At 70.2% G+C, this 15,886-nt stretch carries 14 protein-coding genes; 7 read left to right on the forward strand and 7 right to left on the reverse strand.

Translation table 11 applies throughout. From position 1 onward, the window contains the following. The 4 genes from IE325_RS13630 to IE325_RS13645 all read right to left on the reverse strand — a co-directional run bounded on the left by IE325_RS13630 (position 1) and on the right by IE325_RS13645 (position 4,655). Positions 1-903, reverse strand: a complete 903-nt coding sequence (locus tag IE325_RS13630; RefSeq protein WP_190070096.1) for a carbohydrate ABC transporter permease — start codon at positions 901-903, stop codon at positions 1-3. Then, the gene (locus IE325_RS13635) at positions 900-1,811 is read right to left on the reverse strand and encodes a carbohydrate ABC transporter permease (RefSeq protein ID WP_190070097.1); all 912 of its coding nucleotides are present in this window, start codon (positions 1,809-1,811) and stop codon (positions 900-902) included. Before IE325_RS13635 ends, IE325_RS13630 begins: the two co-directional genes overlap by 4 nt. Positions 1,812-1,927: 116 nt before the next feature. Continuing rightward, complete coding sequence (locus IE325_RS13640) at positions 1,928-3,256, reverse strand: extracellular solute-binding protein (protein WP_190070098.1); 1,329 nt, start codon at positions 3,254-3,256, stop codon at positions 1,928-1,930. Positions 3,257-3,533: 277 nt separating this feature from the next. Beyond that, positions 3,534-4,655, reverse strand: a complete 1,122-nt coding sequence (locus IE325_RS13645; RefSeq protein ID WP_229911806.1) for an ROK family protein — start codon at positions 4,653-4,655, stop codon at positions 3,534-3,536. A gap of 310 nt (positions 4,656-4,965) precedes the next feature. On the opposite strand from IE325_RS13645, the gene IE325_RS13650 reads away from it, so the two are divergent. The 5 genes from IE325_RS13650 (at position 4,966) to IE325_RS13670 (ending at position 11,422) form a co-directional block, all read left to right on the forward strand. Beyond that, complete coding sequence (locus tag IE325_RS13650) at positions 4,966-5,874, forward strand: N-acetylglucosamine kinase (protein WP_190070100.1); 909 nt, start codon at positions 4,966-4,968, stop codon at positions 5,872-5,874. A gap of 169 nt (positions 5,875-6,043) precedes the next feature. Beyond that, positions 6,044-7,957 carry a phosphatase PAP2 family protein gene (locus tag IE325_RS13655; RefSeq protein ID WP_190070101.1) on the forward strand — a complete coding sequence of 638 codons (1,914 nt, stop codon included), beginning with the start codon at positions 6,044-6,046 and terminating at the stop codon, positions 7,955-7,957. Between the two features lie 36 nt (positions 7,958-7,993). Continuing rightward, positions 7,994-9,700, forward strand: a complete 1,707-nt coding sequence (locus tag IE325_RS13660) for a phospholipid carrier-dependent glycosyltransferase (RefSeq protein WP_373315155.1) — start codon at positions 7,994-7,996, stop codon at positions 9,698-9,700. 68 nt (positions 9,701-9,768) lie between these two features. Next, positions 9,769-10,692 (forward strand): MurR/RpiR family transcriptional regulator, encoded by a 924-nt coding sequence (locus IE325_RS13665; protein ID WP_190070102.1) that lies wholly within the window; start codon positions 9,769-9,771, stop codon positions 10,690-10,692. A 355-nt stretch (positions 10,693-11,047) separates the two neighbouring features. Then, positions 11,048-11,422: a hypothetical protein gene (locus IE325_RS13670; protein WP_190070103.1), complete on the forward strand. Its 375-nt coding sequence runs from the start codon at positions 11,048-11,050 to the stop codon at positions 11,420-11,422. A 13-nt stretch (positions 11,423-11,435) separates the two neighbouring features. On the opposite strand, the gene IE325_RS13675 is transcribed toward IE325_RS13670, so the two are convergent. Both IE325_RS13675 and IE325_RS13680 read right to left on the reverse strand, forming a co-directional pair. Then, the gene (locus tag IE325_RS13675; protein WP_190070104.1) at positions 11,436-12,167 is read right to left on the reverse strand and encodes a cellulose binding domain-containing protein; all 732 of its coding nucleotides are present in this window, start codon (positions 12,165-12,167) and stop codon (positions 11,436-11,438) included. A 77-nt stretch (positions 12,168-12,244) separates the two neighbouring features. Further along, positions 12,245-13,093 (reverse strand): ATP-grasp domain-containing protein, encoded by an 849-nt coding sequence (locus IE325_RS13680; protein WP_190070105.1) that lies wholly within the window; start codon positions 13,091-13,093, stop codon positions 12,245-12,247. A gap of 195 nt (positions 13,094-13,288) precedes the next feature. On the opposite strand from IE325_RS13680, the gene IE325_RS13685 reads away from it, so the two are divergent. Further along, on the forward strand, positions 13,289-13,978 hold the full coding sequence (locus IE325_RS13685; RefSeq protein ID WP_190070348.1) for a TetR family transcriptional regulator: 690 nt from the start codon (positions 13,289-13,291) through the stop codon (positions 13,976-13,978). A gap of 143 nt (positions 13,979-14,121) precedes the next feature. Next, positions 14,122-14,535 carry a Zn-ribbon domain-containing OB-fold protein gene (locus tag IE325_RS13690; RefSeq protein ID WP_190070106.1) on the forward strand — a complete coding sequence of 138 codons (414 nt, stop codon included), beginning with the start codon at positions 14,122-14,124 and terminating at the stop codon, positions 14,533-14,535. Here IE325_RS13690 and IE325_RS13695 read toward each other — a convergent pair. Beyond that, the gene (locus IE325_RS13695) at positions 14,517-15,872 is read right to left on the reverse strand and encodes a Gfo/Idh/MocA family protein (RefSeq protein ID WP_190070107.1); all 1,356 of its coding nucleotides are present in this window, start codon (positions 15,870-15,872) and stop codon (positions 14,517-14,519) included. The two genes, IE325_RS13690 and IE325_RS13695, sit on opposite strands and share 19 nt — an antisense overlap. Positions 15,873-15,886 lie beyond the last annotated feature (14 nt).

Genomic DNA, 15,886 nt, shown 5'->3' on the forward strand with positions numbered 1-15,886 from the left:
TCAGTCCTTCAGTCCGGCGTTGATGTCAGCGTTCATGACGTAGCGCTGGAACACCAGGAAGACTGCGATCAGCGGGATCATGGAGATGACCGAGCCGCCGAGCAGCACCGACCAGTTGATGTTCTGCGCGCCGACGAGGCTCTGGATGCCGATCTGCACGGTGAACTTGTCGGGGTCGTTGAGCATCAGCAGCGGCCAGATGTAGTCGTTCCAGCGCCACTGGAACGACAGGATGGCGAGGGTCAGCATGATGGGCCGGGAGATCGGCACCATGATCCGCAGGAAGATCGACAGCTCACGCGCCCCGTCGATACGGGCGGCCTCGATGAGTTCGTCGGGGACCGTCAGGAAGAACTGGCGGAACATGAAGCATCCGGTCGCGGTGAGCACGGCCGGGAGGATGATGCCGCCGAACGAGTTGTAGAGACCGAGGTCGCGGACGACCAGGAACTCGGGGGCGAGCATGACCTCGGACGGCAGCATCGTGGTGGCCAGGATGCAGAGGAAGAAGAACTTGAGCCATTTGTTGTCGTACTTGGCCAGCGCGTAGCCGGTGCAGCAGCTGGCCCCCACCGTGAGGATCGTCGTGATCACGCACACGATGGCCGTGTTGATGAAGTACTGGGAGAAATTGGCGCTGTCCCACGCCGCCTCGTAACCCGACAGGGTGGGGTTGTGCGGAACCAGCGTCAGCGGAAGGGAGAACAGATCTCCCGCCGGCTTGAAGGAGCTGAGGACGAACCACAGCACAGGCAACCCGTACAGGCACGCCAGGATCCACAGCAGTGTCGTCGCGGACACCGCCCCCCGGAGCCCGCCGCGGCCCGCGCCGCGGGGCCGCTTCTTGGACACGGGCCGTCCGCGATCGGCGTCGACCGGGCGGGGAAGGTCTGTGGTTGTCATCGGTTCTCCATCCGCCGGTTGACGATCAGCTGGATGATCGCGACGGCCATCAGGATGAGCATGAGCACGAACGACGCGGCGCTCGCGTAGCCGATCTGGCCCGTTTTGAAGCCGGTTTGGTAGATGTACTGGACGAGCAGGTTGTTCGACGTTCCCGGTCCGCCGTTGTTGAGGGCGAGGAAGAGCGGGTACTCCTTCATCGCGTTGATCGTGTTGAGCAGGATCACGATGAAGGACGTGGGCGCGATGCTCGGCAGTGTGATGCTGATGAACTGGCGCCAGGGGCCCGCACCGTCGAGGGAGGCCGCCTCGTAGTACGAGGTGGGCACGTTCTTGATCGCCGCGATGAACAGCAGCATCGAGAAGGCCGTTCCCCACCAGGCGCCCGCCATCACGACCACGCCAAGCGAGAGGTCCGCGTTCGACTGCCACGCGATCGCGTCCCCGCCGAGCTTCTCGATGACGTAGTTGATCAGTCCGAAGTTCTCGCCGAACAGCCACCGCCACAGGACGCCCACGACGATGGGCGAGATCAGCCACGGGATGAAGAAGATGACACGGGCGACCGACGAGCCCTTGGCCTGCTTGCTCACCACCAGGTTGGCGACGAGGAGGGAGAGCACGAAGTTCAGCGGAACGACGAGCACGGCGTACAGCAGCGTCCGGCTCAGCGCGTCGTAGAAGGTGGAGTCCCCGAAGAGGTTGCTGTAGTTGTCCAGTCCGACGAACTGGAACGCCCCCACACCCGTGTAGTTCGTGAAGGAGTAGACGAGCCCGATCACCGCCGGCCAGACGAAGAACAGCGCGAAGAGCACGACGTTGGCCGCGATGAGGACGAGCGGCGCAAGGGTGTACTTACTGCGTCTCCTGGGCGGGCTCGCGGACACGTCCGAGGCGCGTTTTGTCATCTTCCTGACTCCGTGCTGGTGGATTGGGTTCCGGTGGGCTCACTCCATGAGCCCGGCATCACGTGGGAGTCCAGGGCCGGGCGGCGGCGTCGCACTCCACCGCCCGGCCCTGGGGCCTATGAGGCGCCGCCGACCTGCTGGTTGTAGCCGGCCACGATGTTCTCCAGGGCCTTGTCGGCCGACTGCTGGCCGTTGATCGCCTTGCCGAGTTCCGTCTTGGTCGGGTCCTCGGTGAGGCTCTTGCCCTTCAGCACCCAGTTCGTCTGCGCGCTGTTGAAGTAGCCGGAGATCGGGTCGTAGAGCGGGATCGACTCGTTGTAGAGCTTGAACGCCGCCTGCGCCGCCTCGGACTTGAAGGGGTACTTCGGGCTCAGACCGCTCTCGACCGGCAGGAACCCGGAGGCCTCGCACAGCGCCTGGTAGTGGGCCGGCTCGTACAGCCAGGACAGGAACTTGGTCGCTGCGGCGGCCGCGTCGCCGTTGTTGTTGAAGCCGACGGTCATGCCGCCGCTGTTGACGTCACTGGCCTGCACGGGCTCGGCGGGAGTCGGGACGCTCGCCCACTCGAACTTCTTGATGCTCTCCGCGAAGGCGGGCACCTGCCACACGCCGGACCAGTAGGCGACGACGTCACCGCTCTGGAACATGGCGGACGGGTCGGCGCCGCTGGTCCACACCGACTTCGGCATGGTCTTGTCGTCGTTGAGGCCGACGAAGTAGTTCACGGCCTTCTTCGTCGCCGCGTCCACCGAGAACTTGCCGGAGTCGTCCGCGTGGACGTACTTGCCGCCCATCTCGTACACCATGGCGCGCAGCCGGGACGGCGACTGGTCGAAGGTCAGGGAGTACTTGGCGTCGGTCTTCTCGCGGACCTTGTTCGCCGCCGCGATGAAGTCCTTCCAGGTCCAGGTCTTCGAGGGCGAGGTCGGGAAGGAGACGCCGGCCTTCTCAAAGAGCGACTTGTTGATGAACATGCCGGACGCGGTGACGTCCGAGGGGATGGACAGCACCTTCCCGGACGAGTCCTTGGCGAGGAAGTTGGCGTTGATCTTGTTGGTCTTGTTGTTGGCGATGGAGCTGAGGTCGATCAGCTTGTTCGACCAGATCGGGTCCAGCGCCGGCACGGCCGCCACGTCGGGCAGAGAGTTCGCCTGCGCGGCGTTGTGCAGCTTGGTGGTGTAGCCGTCGTAGGGGATGTTGACGAGCTTGACGTCGACGCCGGTTTCCTTCTTGTACTGCGCCACCATCTTCTTCCAGCCCGCGTCCTGGCCCGGCACCGTGGAGATCCAGAACGTCAGCGACTTGGAGGTACCGCCCGAGTCGGAACCCGAACCGCAGGCGGAGAGGAGCAGGGCACCTGCCGTGGCCACGGCAGCGAGGGGAACCAGGCGGCCTATGGCGCCGCGGCCGAGTCGGCGGGAGCGCCGCACACCCACAGTGGTCATCTTCGATCCCTTTTTCGTGGTAGGGGACGGAGCACGGCGCCGACCGAGGCGGCACGGGTGCATTTTGCAGGAAAAATCACTTCCCGGGGGCACGGCCTCGCCCGGCCGCGTCATCCACGCGGGGCGAGCTCCCCGGCCGTCCTGGCCGTCACCGCACGGGCACGCCCTCGTGCGGTTGCCGTACATCGAAGTACGGGCGGGATGTTCGCCCCAAGCCGGCGTCCCGGCCGACTTAGAAAGCGCTTGTCCGGACATTGGCAGACCGAGTCCGAAACCGTCAATCCTTCATTCGCGCCGCCTCGGTCACGTTTTGGACTCCTCTCGCGACCGCCAGGCGGGCCGCGCCCACCACGGTGCCGAGATCACCGACCTGGCTGCTGACCACCTCGGTGGGCCAGCTCAGCCGCTCAAGCTCGGCCCGCACACCGGGCAGGAGCTGCGGAAACGCACCGGTGCTGCCGCCCAGCACAAGCAGCCCCGGATCCAGTACGGCGGTCACGGCGGCGGCCAGCCGGCCCACGTCCACGGCGTGCCGGGCGACGACGGCGCAGGCCGGGGCACTGCCCTGTCCGGCGAGCGCGAAGAGCTGCTCGGCCGTGCGGGGCCCCGCGCCGTCGGTATCCGGCCATGCCTCGGCGGCCCGGCGCAGCAGGGAACGGGCCCCGATGTACTCCTCCAGGGCCTCGTGGCGGGGCTCCAGATCGTCGTCCCAGGGGTAGGGCAGCCGGGCGAGCTCTCCGGCGGCCCCGTTCGCCCCGGCCAGCACCTGGCCTCCCACGACGATGCCGAGACCGATACCGACGCCGATCCGCAGATAGCCGAAGGTGTGCCGGCCGCGTGCCGCGCCCTCGTGCAGTTCCGCGAGCGCGGCGCAGTTGACGTTGTTCTCCAGGTGGACGGGCACTCCGGGCGGCAGCGCGACGGCCACCGCGTCGAAGACGGGCCCCGCCTTGGCGGTGGCCGGGCGCATCCGCTGCGGGGCGGTGACATCACCGACGGCCACGACGATCGTGCGCAGCGGGGCGTCCACGGGGAGCGCCGAGAGCGCGTCCCGCACGACGTCGGCGGCCTCGTCCCGGGGCCCGGTGGCCTCGGCGAGCAGGGTGCCGTCCAGGCCGCAGCCGCGGACCCGGGTGAGCGCGGGGCCGAGGTCGACGGCGAGCACGGCACCGGCGGCCGGGCCGAGGCGGTAGACGGCCGCGTTGCGGCCCGTGCCGCTGGAGGCGGTGCCGGAGTGTGCGGCCAGCCGGACGCCCTCCAGTTCTGCGACGGCTGCCGAGACCGTCGGTTTGGACAGCCGCGCGAGGCTGGCGAGCTGCGGCCGGGTCGCCGTGCCAGCCTGGGCCAGCACGGCGAATACATGGCTGGCGCTCTCGGTCAGACGGGGGACTCTCACCACGTCGTTTTCCACAGTTCCCCCAGGTGACAGGCTGCTCTCCCGGGCCGATCGGCTCGGCGGAAGGCGGCGATGGGTTGCCCTGGCGGCACGCGTCGCCGACCCGGGCGAAAGGCCCGGGAAGCCGACTGCGGGACGCCTATTGACACGCACTGTACTTCGTTAGTTAACTTCCTAACGAACGTCACGGTACTCGCCTGCCGTGGTCCGTCCAGAGGCCCGTCCCGGGGCTTCCCTAGTTCTTCAACTGTCTTGCCCTCCGGCACGGTTCGCCCGCCGTCGCAGCACACAGCGCACCGACGAAAGAGGATCCGTGCAGGTCACCCCCTTGTCCGACCCTGTCCTGGTCGGCATCGACGTGGGCGGCACCAAGACGCATCTCCGCGCGCATGCCGGGGGCGCCCTGGTCGCCGACCATGTCCGCACGAGCAGCGGCTGGCGGCCGCACGACCCGGTGGCCGCCGCCGGCTGGCTTGCCGCGCTGGTCGCCGACGCCCTGCCGAAGGGGATGCGCCCGGCCGCCCTCGCCGTGGGCGGGCACGCCTGCGAGACACCTCGCCAGTGCGCGCAGATCCGCACCGCGCTCCAACTCCACTTCGACGCACCCGCGTTGGTGGTGGGTGACGCCGAACTCCTCGTGCCCGCAGCCGGGTTGGACAAGGGCGTCGGCCTGGTCGCCGGCACCGGATCCGTGGCGGTCGGCCGGCTGGCCGACGGCACCCCGGTCCAGGTCGGCGGCTGGGGCGCGGTCCTCGGCGACGAGGGCGGCTCGGCCGGTCTGGTCCGGGAGGCCGCACGGGCCGTATGGGCCTCCCACGACCTCGGCGAGGAGCCCGACGCACTCGCACTCGGGCTCGTCGACGCGTTCGGGGTCTCCGAAGTACCCGCGCTAGGCGCGGCGATGGAGAGCGCCAAGAGCCCCTCGGCGGAATGGGGCCGGCACGCACCGGTGGTGTTCGCCGCCGCCGCGGCCGGTTCACCGCTCGCCCGTGCGGTGATCGACGAGGGCGGGCGCTCACTGGCCGCGCTGGTCGGGCAACTCGCCGCCCGTGGGGTCCCGGTGGACGACGTGGTGGTGGCAGGCAGCACGATCCTCGCGCAGTCCGTCCTGTACGACGCCTTCGCCGCCTCGCTCGCCGACAGCGTGCCGGGAGCCAAGCCCCGCCCCCTGGAAGTGCCGCCGGTCGAGGGGGCCGTGGCGCTCGCCCGTTCACTTGTGTGACACCTGCCGGACGCCGGGCCATCCCGAGTCCGACACAACTCGCCCGTAGATCTTCGCTCGTAAGACTCGATCCCGTGCGCCTCATGCGTCTCCCGCGCTCCAGTCGGTCGAGTCGATTCATTCGATCTCTTTCCGGCCGTAGGGCCGTAGAACTCCGAGAGAGGCACGCATGCCGTCATCCGCCACAGGCCACGCCCTCACCCTCAATAGAAGGCGCTTTCTCGCGACCTCCGTCGCAGGCGGGGCGGCCCTGGTGGCCGTGCCCGCCTTCGCCGGCTGGCTGCCCGCCGCCGACGCCAAGGCCGCGACGAACCCCGCCGCGTTCGTGGACGACTACAAGACCAACGTCACCGCGAACCAGACGCCCGAGACCAACGCGGTCGTCCGGATCCTCGGCGGCTTCGCGAAGGTCTGGAAGACCGGCGGCGCCTGGAACACCGGCACGCCGCTGATGCCCGAGGTGCTGCGCGCCAACATGCGCTACTGCGCGCACATCACGGCACGGCGCACCGAGGCGGAGGCGAAGCAGGCGTTCATCACCGACCGCCAGCACCAGAGTTACTCCGTGATCGCCGGGCTCGGCCCGCTGGCCGAGCTGTACAAGGCGGGTGCCAAGGCGGTCACGTCCATCACCAGCGCACCGGACGGCACTCCCGCGGGCAAGATCAGCGACTCGCTGCCCGCCGACGCCCCGGCCGGATCCGCGGTCGGCGCGGGCTCGCACGACTCGGAGCTCGGCAAGGTGGCCGAGCTGGTCGACACCGTGCGCGGCCCCTTCGCCTCCAGCAACCCGGCCAAGTTCGCCTTCCAGTACCCGCGTCCGTGGCGGATGAACGAGGACAGCGAGGTCGTCGACACCGGTAAGAAGGACGCGTTCGGCTTCCCCGTCTACGAGTCGGAGGTGATCGTCGCCCCGCAGCTGCTGCGGCAGCGCGGCGAGACCCCTGCCGAGGACGGCGGCTTCCCCAGCGGTCACACCAACGCCATCCACCTCGCTTCCCTGGCCTACGCGTACGCCGTGCCCGAGCGCTTCCAGGAGATGGTGACCACGGCGTTCGACCTCAGCCACGACCGCATCGTGTCCGGCATGCATTCCGCGGTCGACGTCATCGGCGGCCGCGTCATGGCCACCGCCCTGGCCGCCGCCACGCTGGCCGACCCGGCGAACGCCGAGCTCAAGGCCGCGGCACGGGCCCAGGCCCTCGCCTACTTCCAGGAGAAGACCGGCACGACGGCCGACACGCTGTACGCCCACGCCCACTCGGCCGGTCCCGACTCCGACCCGTACTCCGACCGGGACGCCAACGCCCGCACGGTGAAGCCCAAGCTGACGTACGTGCTCACCCGACGCGGCCGGGACACGGACCTGACCGTGCCCAAGGGCGCCGAGGTGCTGCTGGAGACGCGCCAGCCGTATCTGACGGCGGCCCAGCGCCGTGAGGTGCTGCGCACGACCGCGCTGCCCGCCGGGTACGTCCTGCTGGACGGCTTCGAGCAGTGGGGGCGGCTCGACCTGTTCACGGCGGCGGACGGCTACGGCGCCTTCGACGCGGACGTGACGGTCACCCTCGACGCGGCGGCCGGCGGCTTCGGCGCGGCGGACAGCTGGCGCAACGACATCCGAGGCGAGGGCGGCCTGACCAAGCGCGGCACCGGCACGCTCACCCTGACCGGGCACAACCGCTACCACGGCGGCACCGTCGTCGAAGGCGGCACGCTGGTCGCGGCCTCCGCCAACGCGCTCGGCCAGGGCGACGTACGCGTGACGGGCGGCGCCCTCCGCGCGGACAAGGTGCTGCGGGTGCGCGGCTCCTACGTCCAGCAGGGCGACACGCGGCTGGAGCTGCTGCTCCGCAAGAACCACGGTCCGGCCCTGGAGGTGTCGGGGCGGGTCGTGCTGGGCGGCGTACTGTCGCTGCGGCTCGACGCGGAGCGCCCGCCGGTCGCGGGGACCACGGTCCCGGTGATCGAGGCGCGGCGGCTTCGCGGCCAGTTCGACCGCATCGAGCTGAACTCCGACACGCTGCGGGCCGTACCCGTCTACACGACGGATGGTCTGTCGGTACGACTCCTGAAGCGGTAGCGGCGACTCGGGCGGGAGCTGATGCAGAGTGGGCCCATGGGTCGGCTCCGGATCAGCTTCCGCCAGCTCGCGGTCGGCTGCGCCGCGGAGCGGACGATGACGCTCGAACAGCAAGCAGTCCCGGCCCCAACCCTGGACGCCCTACCCGACCGCCGCCGCCCGCGGCGCCTCGTCGTGCCACTTCTCGTGGTCGTGCTGCTGGCCCAGATGGCGGTCGCGATGGTGACGACCGCCCTCCAGCAGACGCCGACCATCGACGAGCCCGTGTACGTCGGCACGGCGGCCGAGTACCTCCACGAGCACCGCGTTGTCCACAACCCCGAGCATCCGCCGCTGGGGAAGCTGGTCATCGGCGTCGGAGTGGCACTCGCCGCTCCGACCGTCGACTCGTCCTTCACCGGCGATCAGGGTCAGCTGGGCCGGCATCTGCTGTACGAGTCGGGGAACGACCCCTGGCGACTGATGCTGTTCGCCCGGTTGCCCATCATCGCCCTGACCCTCGCGTTCGGTCTTGTCGTGTTCGCCTTCGCCCGTGAACTCGCCGGTGTGGCAGCCGGGTTGGTGGCGCTCGGGCTGTACGCCTTCTCCCCCGACGTCATCGCGCACGGCTCCCTCGCCACACTGGACGTCCCGGCGGCCGGGTTCGTGCTGACGTCGGTCTGGCTGCTGTGGCGGGCCCGTCTCCGGCCGCGCCTCTATGTCCCCCTGGCAGGTGCGGCGCTCGGCGCGGCTCTGGCGACGAAGATGAGCACGCTGGCGGCGATCCCGGCGCTGATCGTGCTCGCCGGACTGTCGGTCTGGTGCGCGTCCCGCCGACGGGCCCTCAAGCGCGCGGTCCTCGCTGCCGCTGTCGTGACGCTGACCGCGATCGCCGTCGTATGGGTGTCGTATCTGATGGTCGATCCGCGGCTGCGCTGGGTGCCGGAACAGCCCGTTCCCGCGGTGCACGGGCTGCGGGGGCTCGCCGTGGACCTGCTGCCGTTCCCGGAGGCCTATCGGGACGGGATGCGGGTCCAGTTCGACTTCGAGGACTACCCGTGGCAGGGCTATCTGTTCGGGCGGCTCTACACCGGCTCGCTCTCGTACTACCTGCCGGCCGCGCTGCTGGTGAAGACCCCGCTCGGCATGCTCGCCCTGTGGGTGGCGGGCGCGGTCGCGCTGGTGGCCGTACGACGTCTGCGGCCCGCGGCGCCGTATGTGCTGCTGCCCGCCGCCGTGCTGCTCGGCGCGGCCATGCTCGGGTCGCGGGACTTCGGCACGCGCTACGCCGTCCAGACGCCGATGTTCCTGGCGGTGGCGGCGGGGTGTGTGCTCGCGGTGCGGTGGCGGTGGGCGCCGGTCGCGGCGGGGGCGATGGTGCTGTTCGTCGCCGCCAGTTCGGTGCGGACGTTTCCCTACTATCTGCCGTACTCCAACGAGGCGTTCGGCGGTCCGGCCAGGACCCATCTGCGGCTGCACGACTCGAATGTGGACTGGGGTCAGGACCTGGGCAGGCTCGCCGACCGGCTGCGGGAGAAGTACCGGGGCGAGCGGATCTGGCTGGTCTACAAGGGCAGTGGGGTGCCGTCGTACTACGGCATCCGGGCCGCCGATCCGCGCAAGGTGCCCGTCGACGAGGTACGGGGGCTGCTTGTGGTGTCGGACTCCTCGGTGGCCAAGGCGACCGGGCGGCTGGCCGCGCTGATCGACAGCAGCCGGCCGATCGACACGGTCGGTCATTCGATCACGATCTACCGTCGCTGACTGCGGGGCTGGTCGACACGGTGTGTGAGCTATGTTGAGGCACTGTGGGAGACAAAAGAGGCGCACCGGTGCCATCGCCGCAGCAGGCGCGCGCACAGGCATCCGCCATCACCTCGGGAAAAACGGTCCCGGAGACCGAGGCATCGCCGACTTCCCAGCTCAGGACGCTCTTCGACCAGCCCCGGCTCTCCCCCGGGCAGCGGCGCATCGCCCAGTATCTGATCGAGCACATCACAGAGGCCGCGTTCCTGTCGATCACCGATCTGGCGGACCGGGTCGGTGTCAGCCAGCCGTCCGTGACCCGTTTCGCCGCGGCGGTCGGCTTCAGTGGTTACCCCGCGCTACGGGAGAAGCTCCAGTCGATCGCCCTGGGAACCCTCGCCGGAGGTCCCGTCGCCGCGGACGAGAACGGCGCCAATGAACTCCAGTCCGCCGTGGACGCGGAGATCGAGAACCTGGAGAACCTGCGGCGCGACTTCGCCGACCCCGACCAGGTCATCGACATCGGCCGCAAGCTCTCGGCGTCGACCCCGCTGACGATCCTCGGGCTGCGCATCTCGGCGTCCCTGGCGGAGTACTTCGCCTACGCCGCCCGCCGTATCCACCCCGATGTACGGCTGGTGAACCGGGGCGGCAGTACCGCCTACGACGCGCTGCTCCAGTCGCGCGAGGCCGGCGGCACCTGGGTGCTGGCGTTCTCCATGCCCCGGCACGCGCAGGAGACACTGACGGCCGTGCAGGTCGCGCGCAGCGCCGGGCTGAAGGTCGCCCTGATCACCGACCTGGCGCTCGGGCCCGTGGCCGACACGGCCGACGTCGTCTTCGCCACCGGCACCGGCTCCCGGCTGGTCTTCGACTCCTACGCCGCGCCCGGCGTGATGGCCGCCGCGCTGCTGCAGGCCATGACCGACGCCGATCCGGAGCGTACCCAGGGCCGCCTGGAGGAGTACGAGCACATCTCCGACCAGCACCACTTCTTCCTCCGGGACTGAACCCAGGCCAAAGTGGTTCACAGGGGCAACTTTCACAACAAAGCGCGCATGAATGTTTTCATGCTCCTTGCAAAGCAGACGGCATATATAAATACTGCACACGCAACATCCGCCCGCCGAAAGCAGCCGGTCCGCTCATGCGCACGTCACCCCATCCGTCGTGCGACAGCCGCCTGTCTTTCCGGGCTCCTCCGCGAGCAGCCGTGGCCGCCGTCTCCTACCCGCGTCGGCGTTCGGGCTGTTCGGTCGGGCATCGCCTGCGCGAGCGCCCGTGGCGGCGGCCCCGGTCATCCCCTAGACCGGGGCCGCCCCGACCCCGTCGGACACCCCAGACGACGCCGCACACCCGGAAGCGATGACCATGACCCTGACGACGACGCGCATCAGCCCGGACTGGCCGTGCCAGGTCAAGACCCCCGGTTCCTACGACTGGGAACGCTCCGCCGCCAAGTGGCTGCGCGAGCTGGTGCCGGCCCGCTACGCCAGCTATCCGGCGCTGATCCGCCACCCCGTGCTGCTGGCGCGGCATGCGCAGATCCAGGTCCAGAACGAGATCCGGGTCGCGCGCACCGCCCTGCAGACGGCGCGGGCCGACCTGCCCGCGCTCGGCATGCCCGAGTCGGTCATCGAGCACACCATCAAGCTGTACGCGGCCGAGGTCATGCAGTTGCAGCACATCGCCCGCAGCGTGCGCGCGGTGTCCCAGGCGCTGGTCGACCGCGGGCGCTGAGCCACGCCGCGGGTCAGGACGCGCCGGCCGTCGCCGCACAGGTGACCGTCGCCGAGGGCTCCCCGGACGAGTCCGAAGTGTCGGCGAGGAACCCGAACTTGACGCTGGCTCCGGGCGCGAGGGTGCCGTTCCACGACGCGTTGGAGACCGTCGCCCTGCCGTCCGGGGTGTTGGAGAGGGTGCCGTCCCAGACCTGGGTGAGGCGGACACCGTCGGGCGGTACGACCGTCGCGGTCCAGCCGGAGGCCGAGGCGGCGGGCGCGTTGGTCACCGTCACCTCGCCCTGGAAACCGCCCTGCCAGCTGTTGACGGTCCGGAAGGACGCGGTGCAGGCCGGATCACCGGGGGGATCTTCGGAGGCAGTCGGCTCGGGCTCGGCGGGGGCGCTCTTGGAGGGCCCCGGTTCCCGGGCCGCGGTGTCGTCATCGCGGCTGGTCAACACGAGTGCGCCGCCGAAGCCGATGACCGCCGCCGCCGTCACGGCAACCGCGATGGCCGTGCGGCGAAAGCCGGGTCCGGAGCTTGCAGGCCCCCGCCCCCGTCCCACCTCGGCGACCGCCGGCAGTTCCTCGGTCGCGTCCTCGATGTCGGGCACGGCCACGCTCTCGTAGCCACCCTGGTCCTCCTCCCACTCCCTGAACAGCTCCGCGAGGGCGTCGGTGCGGCGTGGACGCAGGACGCGGATCGGTTCCAGGACCGTGCCGTCGTCCGGCTCCGGCTCCCCGGGGTCGGGCCGTGTGGACACACCGCTCTCCTTCCGTCCCCGTCTGCACGGGGCTCGCCAATCCCCGAGGAGAGATACGGGGCCCGCGCCCCGCCGGTTCAGCGCGCCGCGGGGTCCGCGGGCGCGGCGAGGAAACGGTGCAGGGAGGCCTTCATAGCGGTGACGAAGGCGTCGCGTCGCGCGTCGTCCAGGGCGTCGAGGGAGAGATAGGGGTTGAGGTCCTCCAGTTCGACCAGCAGCAGCTCGCCGCCCGGCGCGCGGCAGGCGTCCACGCGCTGGATGCCGTGGTCGAGGCCGTTCCACTCGATGAAGCGCCGGGCGAACTCCAGGTCGCCGGCGGTGGGTTCGTACGGCTCCAGCTGCCAGCGCCGGTCTGTGTGCGGCGCGTAGAGGGCGTACTGGAAGTCGTGGTCGACGAAATAGAACGACACCTCGTAGGCGAAGTCGACACAGGGCTGGACGAGGACGTCCCCGTCGATCGCCTCGCGCACGCCGTCCGACGGCACGATCCGCAGCCCCATCGAGTCGGCGCCGAGCTTCGGCTTGACGACATAGCGGTCGGTCTCCGGCAGGCGGTGCAGGTCCTCGGGGCAGTCCACGGTGGGGATGACCGGGTAGCCGGCCGCGGTGAGGTCGAGCAGGTACTGCTTGCCGGCCATGTCCGCCTTGCCGGAGAGCGGGTTGTACACGCGCGTCCCGGCTTCGGCGGCGCGCCGGCGGAAGACGTCGTAGGCGTCCTGGTACGTCAGGACCGGCCCGCTGTTGCGGACGACCACCGCGTCGAAGGCGTCCATGAGCGCGGCCGCGTCCCGGGGGTGGCACAGGGCGAGGTCGAAGTCGTCGCGCAGCCGTGAGGTGAGGAGGATGTCCTCGTCGCAGTAGCGGCGCCCGCGGGCCGGGTAGGCCAGGTCGGTGACGTACAGGACGCGGGGTCGGGCGGGCGGCATGACTGTGGCTCCTCGGCTGTGACTCCTCGGCTGCGGCGGCAGGTGATCGTATGCGGGCGGGTGTCGGCCGGACAAATATCCGATCGGCCGGGGCAGGGGGAGCACTCAGTTCCCTGTCCGGGCTGCACCGAGTGCCATTCAGGCATCTCTGGGTGCTACGTTCCGTCCATGAGCTCCATCAGCGCGAAGCCCCCGATGCGGGACGCCCTGGTCGCGGCGGCGTTCCAGCTGTTCCTGGAGCGGGGCTACGAGCAGACGACGGTGGACGACATCGTGACGCTGGCCGGCGTCGGACGGCGGTCGTTCTTCCGCTACTTCCCGTCCAAGGAGGACGTGGTCTTCCCCGACCACGAGCGCTGTCTGGCCGACATGGAGGCCTTCCTCGCCGCGAGCGGCGACGAGCACGAGCCGGTGCGGCGGGTGTGCGACGCGGCCCGGCTGGTGCTGCGGATGTACGCCGAGAACCCGACGTTCTCGGTGCAGCGCTACCGGCTGACCAAGGAGGTGCCCGGGCTGCGCGCGTACGAGCTGTCGGTCGTCTGGCGCTATGAGCGCGCCCTGGCCGAGTATCTGCGCGAGCGCTTCGCGGGGCGGCGGGACGGCACACTGCAGGCCGATGTGATCGCGGCCGCCGTGGTCGCGGCGCACAACAACGCGCTGCGGTCCTGGCTGCGTTCGGACGGGCAGAGCGATGCGAGTGCCGGGGTGGATCACGCGCTGGGGTATGTGCAGTCCACCTACGCTCAGTCCGCCGCCGGGGCCGCTCCTCCCCGGGCATCTGCCCGTGCCGAGCAGCCCGACGACGTCGTGGTCGTGGTGTCGCGGCGCGGCGCCCCCCTGTGGCGCGTGGTCCAGGAGATCGAGGCCACGCTCGGGAGCGACTGAGATTCAGGGTACGGAGTGCCTTTACGTGTGGCACTGAGTGCCATACGCTTGCGGTGTGCACGGTGGCACGGTGAACCGGGCATGCGCGTGCCCGGGTGACCCGCGCACGTGGGATTCCGGCCGAGTGCAGGGAGTTGACCAGCGTGTACCAGCAATCAGCAGGCGTTGCTCGTCAGACCGTCGGCCTCGCGGCGGGCGTGCTCGAACGCACGGCCCCCGAGGCGGAGGCCATCGTCTTCCAGCGCTGCGGCTGGTGCGGTACCGCGATGTACCAGCGGCTGCTGTGTCCGGTGTGCCAGGGCAGCGACCTGCGTACGGAGCGCAGCGAGGGCGTGGGGACCGTCCGCCACTCCACGGTGGTGCACCGCAACACCCCCGCCGCGCGCAATGTGTCGCTCGTCGAGATGGCCGAGGGGTTCGTCGTGCGGGGCCGGGTGATGGGCCCGCCCATCGGCATCCACAGCGGGGACCGGGTCCGGCTGTCGACGGCGAAGGACCCGGTCCGCAGCGAGCCGGTGTTCCAGCTGGTCGACGAGCCCTACCGGGCCTGGACCTGACCGTCCGGCCCTTCTGAGAGCCCTGGGATCAACTCCCTTACGGCGACCGGCCGTCCCGTCTCGAAGCAGCGGTTCGCGGCGAGCCCGACGGCCAGGGCGAGCGCTCCGTCACGTTCGGTGGCCGTGGGATGCGCCACCGGCTCGGCACCGTCCGGGCCGAACAGCGCGTCCAGCATCCGTGGGTCTCCCCCGCCGTGCGCCTCGTGGGCGGTCACGAGGGGGACATCCACCGGAGGCCGCCACAGCGGACGCAGCGTGAGTCGCGCCCCGCCCGCGTGCTCGGCGGCGGTGTCCCCGTGCAGCGCGCCGCTGTCCGAGCCGATCCGGGTCGTGGGCCGCTGCCAGCGGCTCTCCTCCACCTCCAGTTCCAGCCGCCCCGCGCTGCCGTTGAACATGACCCGGTAGCCCTCCCACGGGGAGTACGCCGTGAGGTGGTACGTCATCGTGGCGCCCTTGGTGTAGCGCACGAGGACCGACATGTCGTCCTCGATGGTGACGGGACCGCCGAAGACATTGCGGTCACGGACGTATCCGTCGTCGCCCTCGGCGTCGAGATAGAGCGCGCGCAGCGTGTCGTTGGCCGCAAGGTCCAGGGCGAAGGGGTCGTCGGCGGCTCTGTCGGCGCCGTGGGCGCGGTCGTAGTCCCGGCACAGGCCGTGGCGTTCGCCCGCCTCAGGGCCGTAGAAGGCCAGCCGCCCGTAGCCGAAGACCTCGCTCGGTTCATCCGCGAGCCACCAGTTGACCAGGTCGAAGTGATGGCTCGACTTGTGCACCATCAGACCGCCGCTGCGGTCCTTCTCCCGGTGCCAGCGCCGGAAGTAGTCGGCGCCGTGGCGTACGTCGAGCAGCCACTCGAAGTGGACCGAGAGGATCTCGCCGATCGCGCCGTCGGCGAGCAGCTCGCGCGCCTTCTCGTGCACCGGGTTGAAGCGGTAGTTGAAGGCCACGGTGAGGGAGTTCCCGGTGTCCCGGACGGTGTCGAGGATGCGCGCGCAGCGGGCGGCGTCGACGGTCATCGGCTTCTCGGTGACGACGCGGCAACCCGCCTGGAGGGCGGGGACGATGTAGCGGTCGTGCTCGGCGTCGACGGTGGTGACGACGACCTCGTCGATGTCCTCCTTGGCGAGCAGCTCGGCGAACCGGTCGGGCTCCCACTGGGTGGCGGTGGGTTCGCCGGCCTCGGTGAGCAGGCGGTTGTGGAAGGCCATGCGGGTGGGGCTGGGGTCGCAGAGGGCGGCGACGAGGTGGTCGGGGCGGGCGGCGAGCGACCGGGTGAAGGTCTGGGCGCGGTGACCGGTGCCGACAATGGCGGCGCGGCGCAGCGGAGTTCGGCTCATTGGGGTGGCCTTTC

The organism is Streptomyces lanatus, assembly GCF_014655715.1.
GTDB lineage: Bacteria > Actinomycetota > Actinomycetes > Streptomycetales > Streptomycetaceae > Streptomyces > Streptomyces lanatus.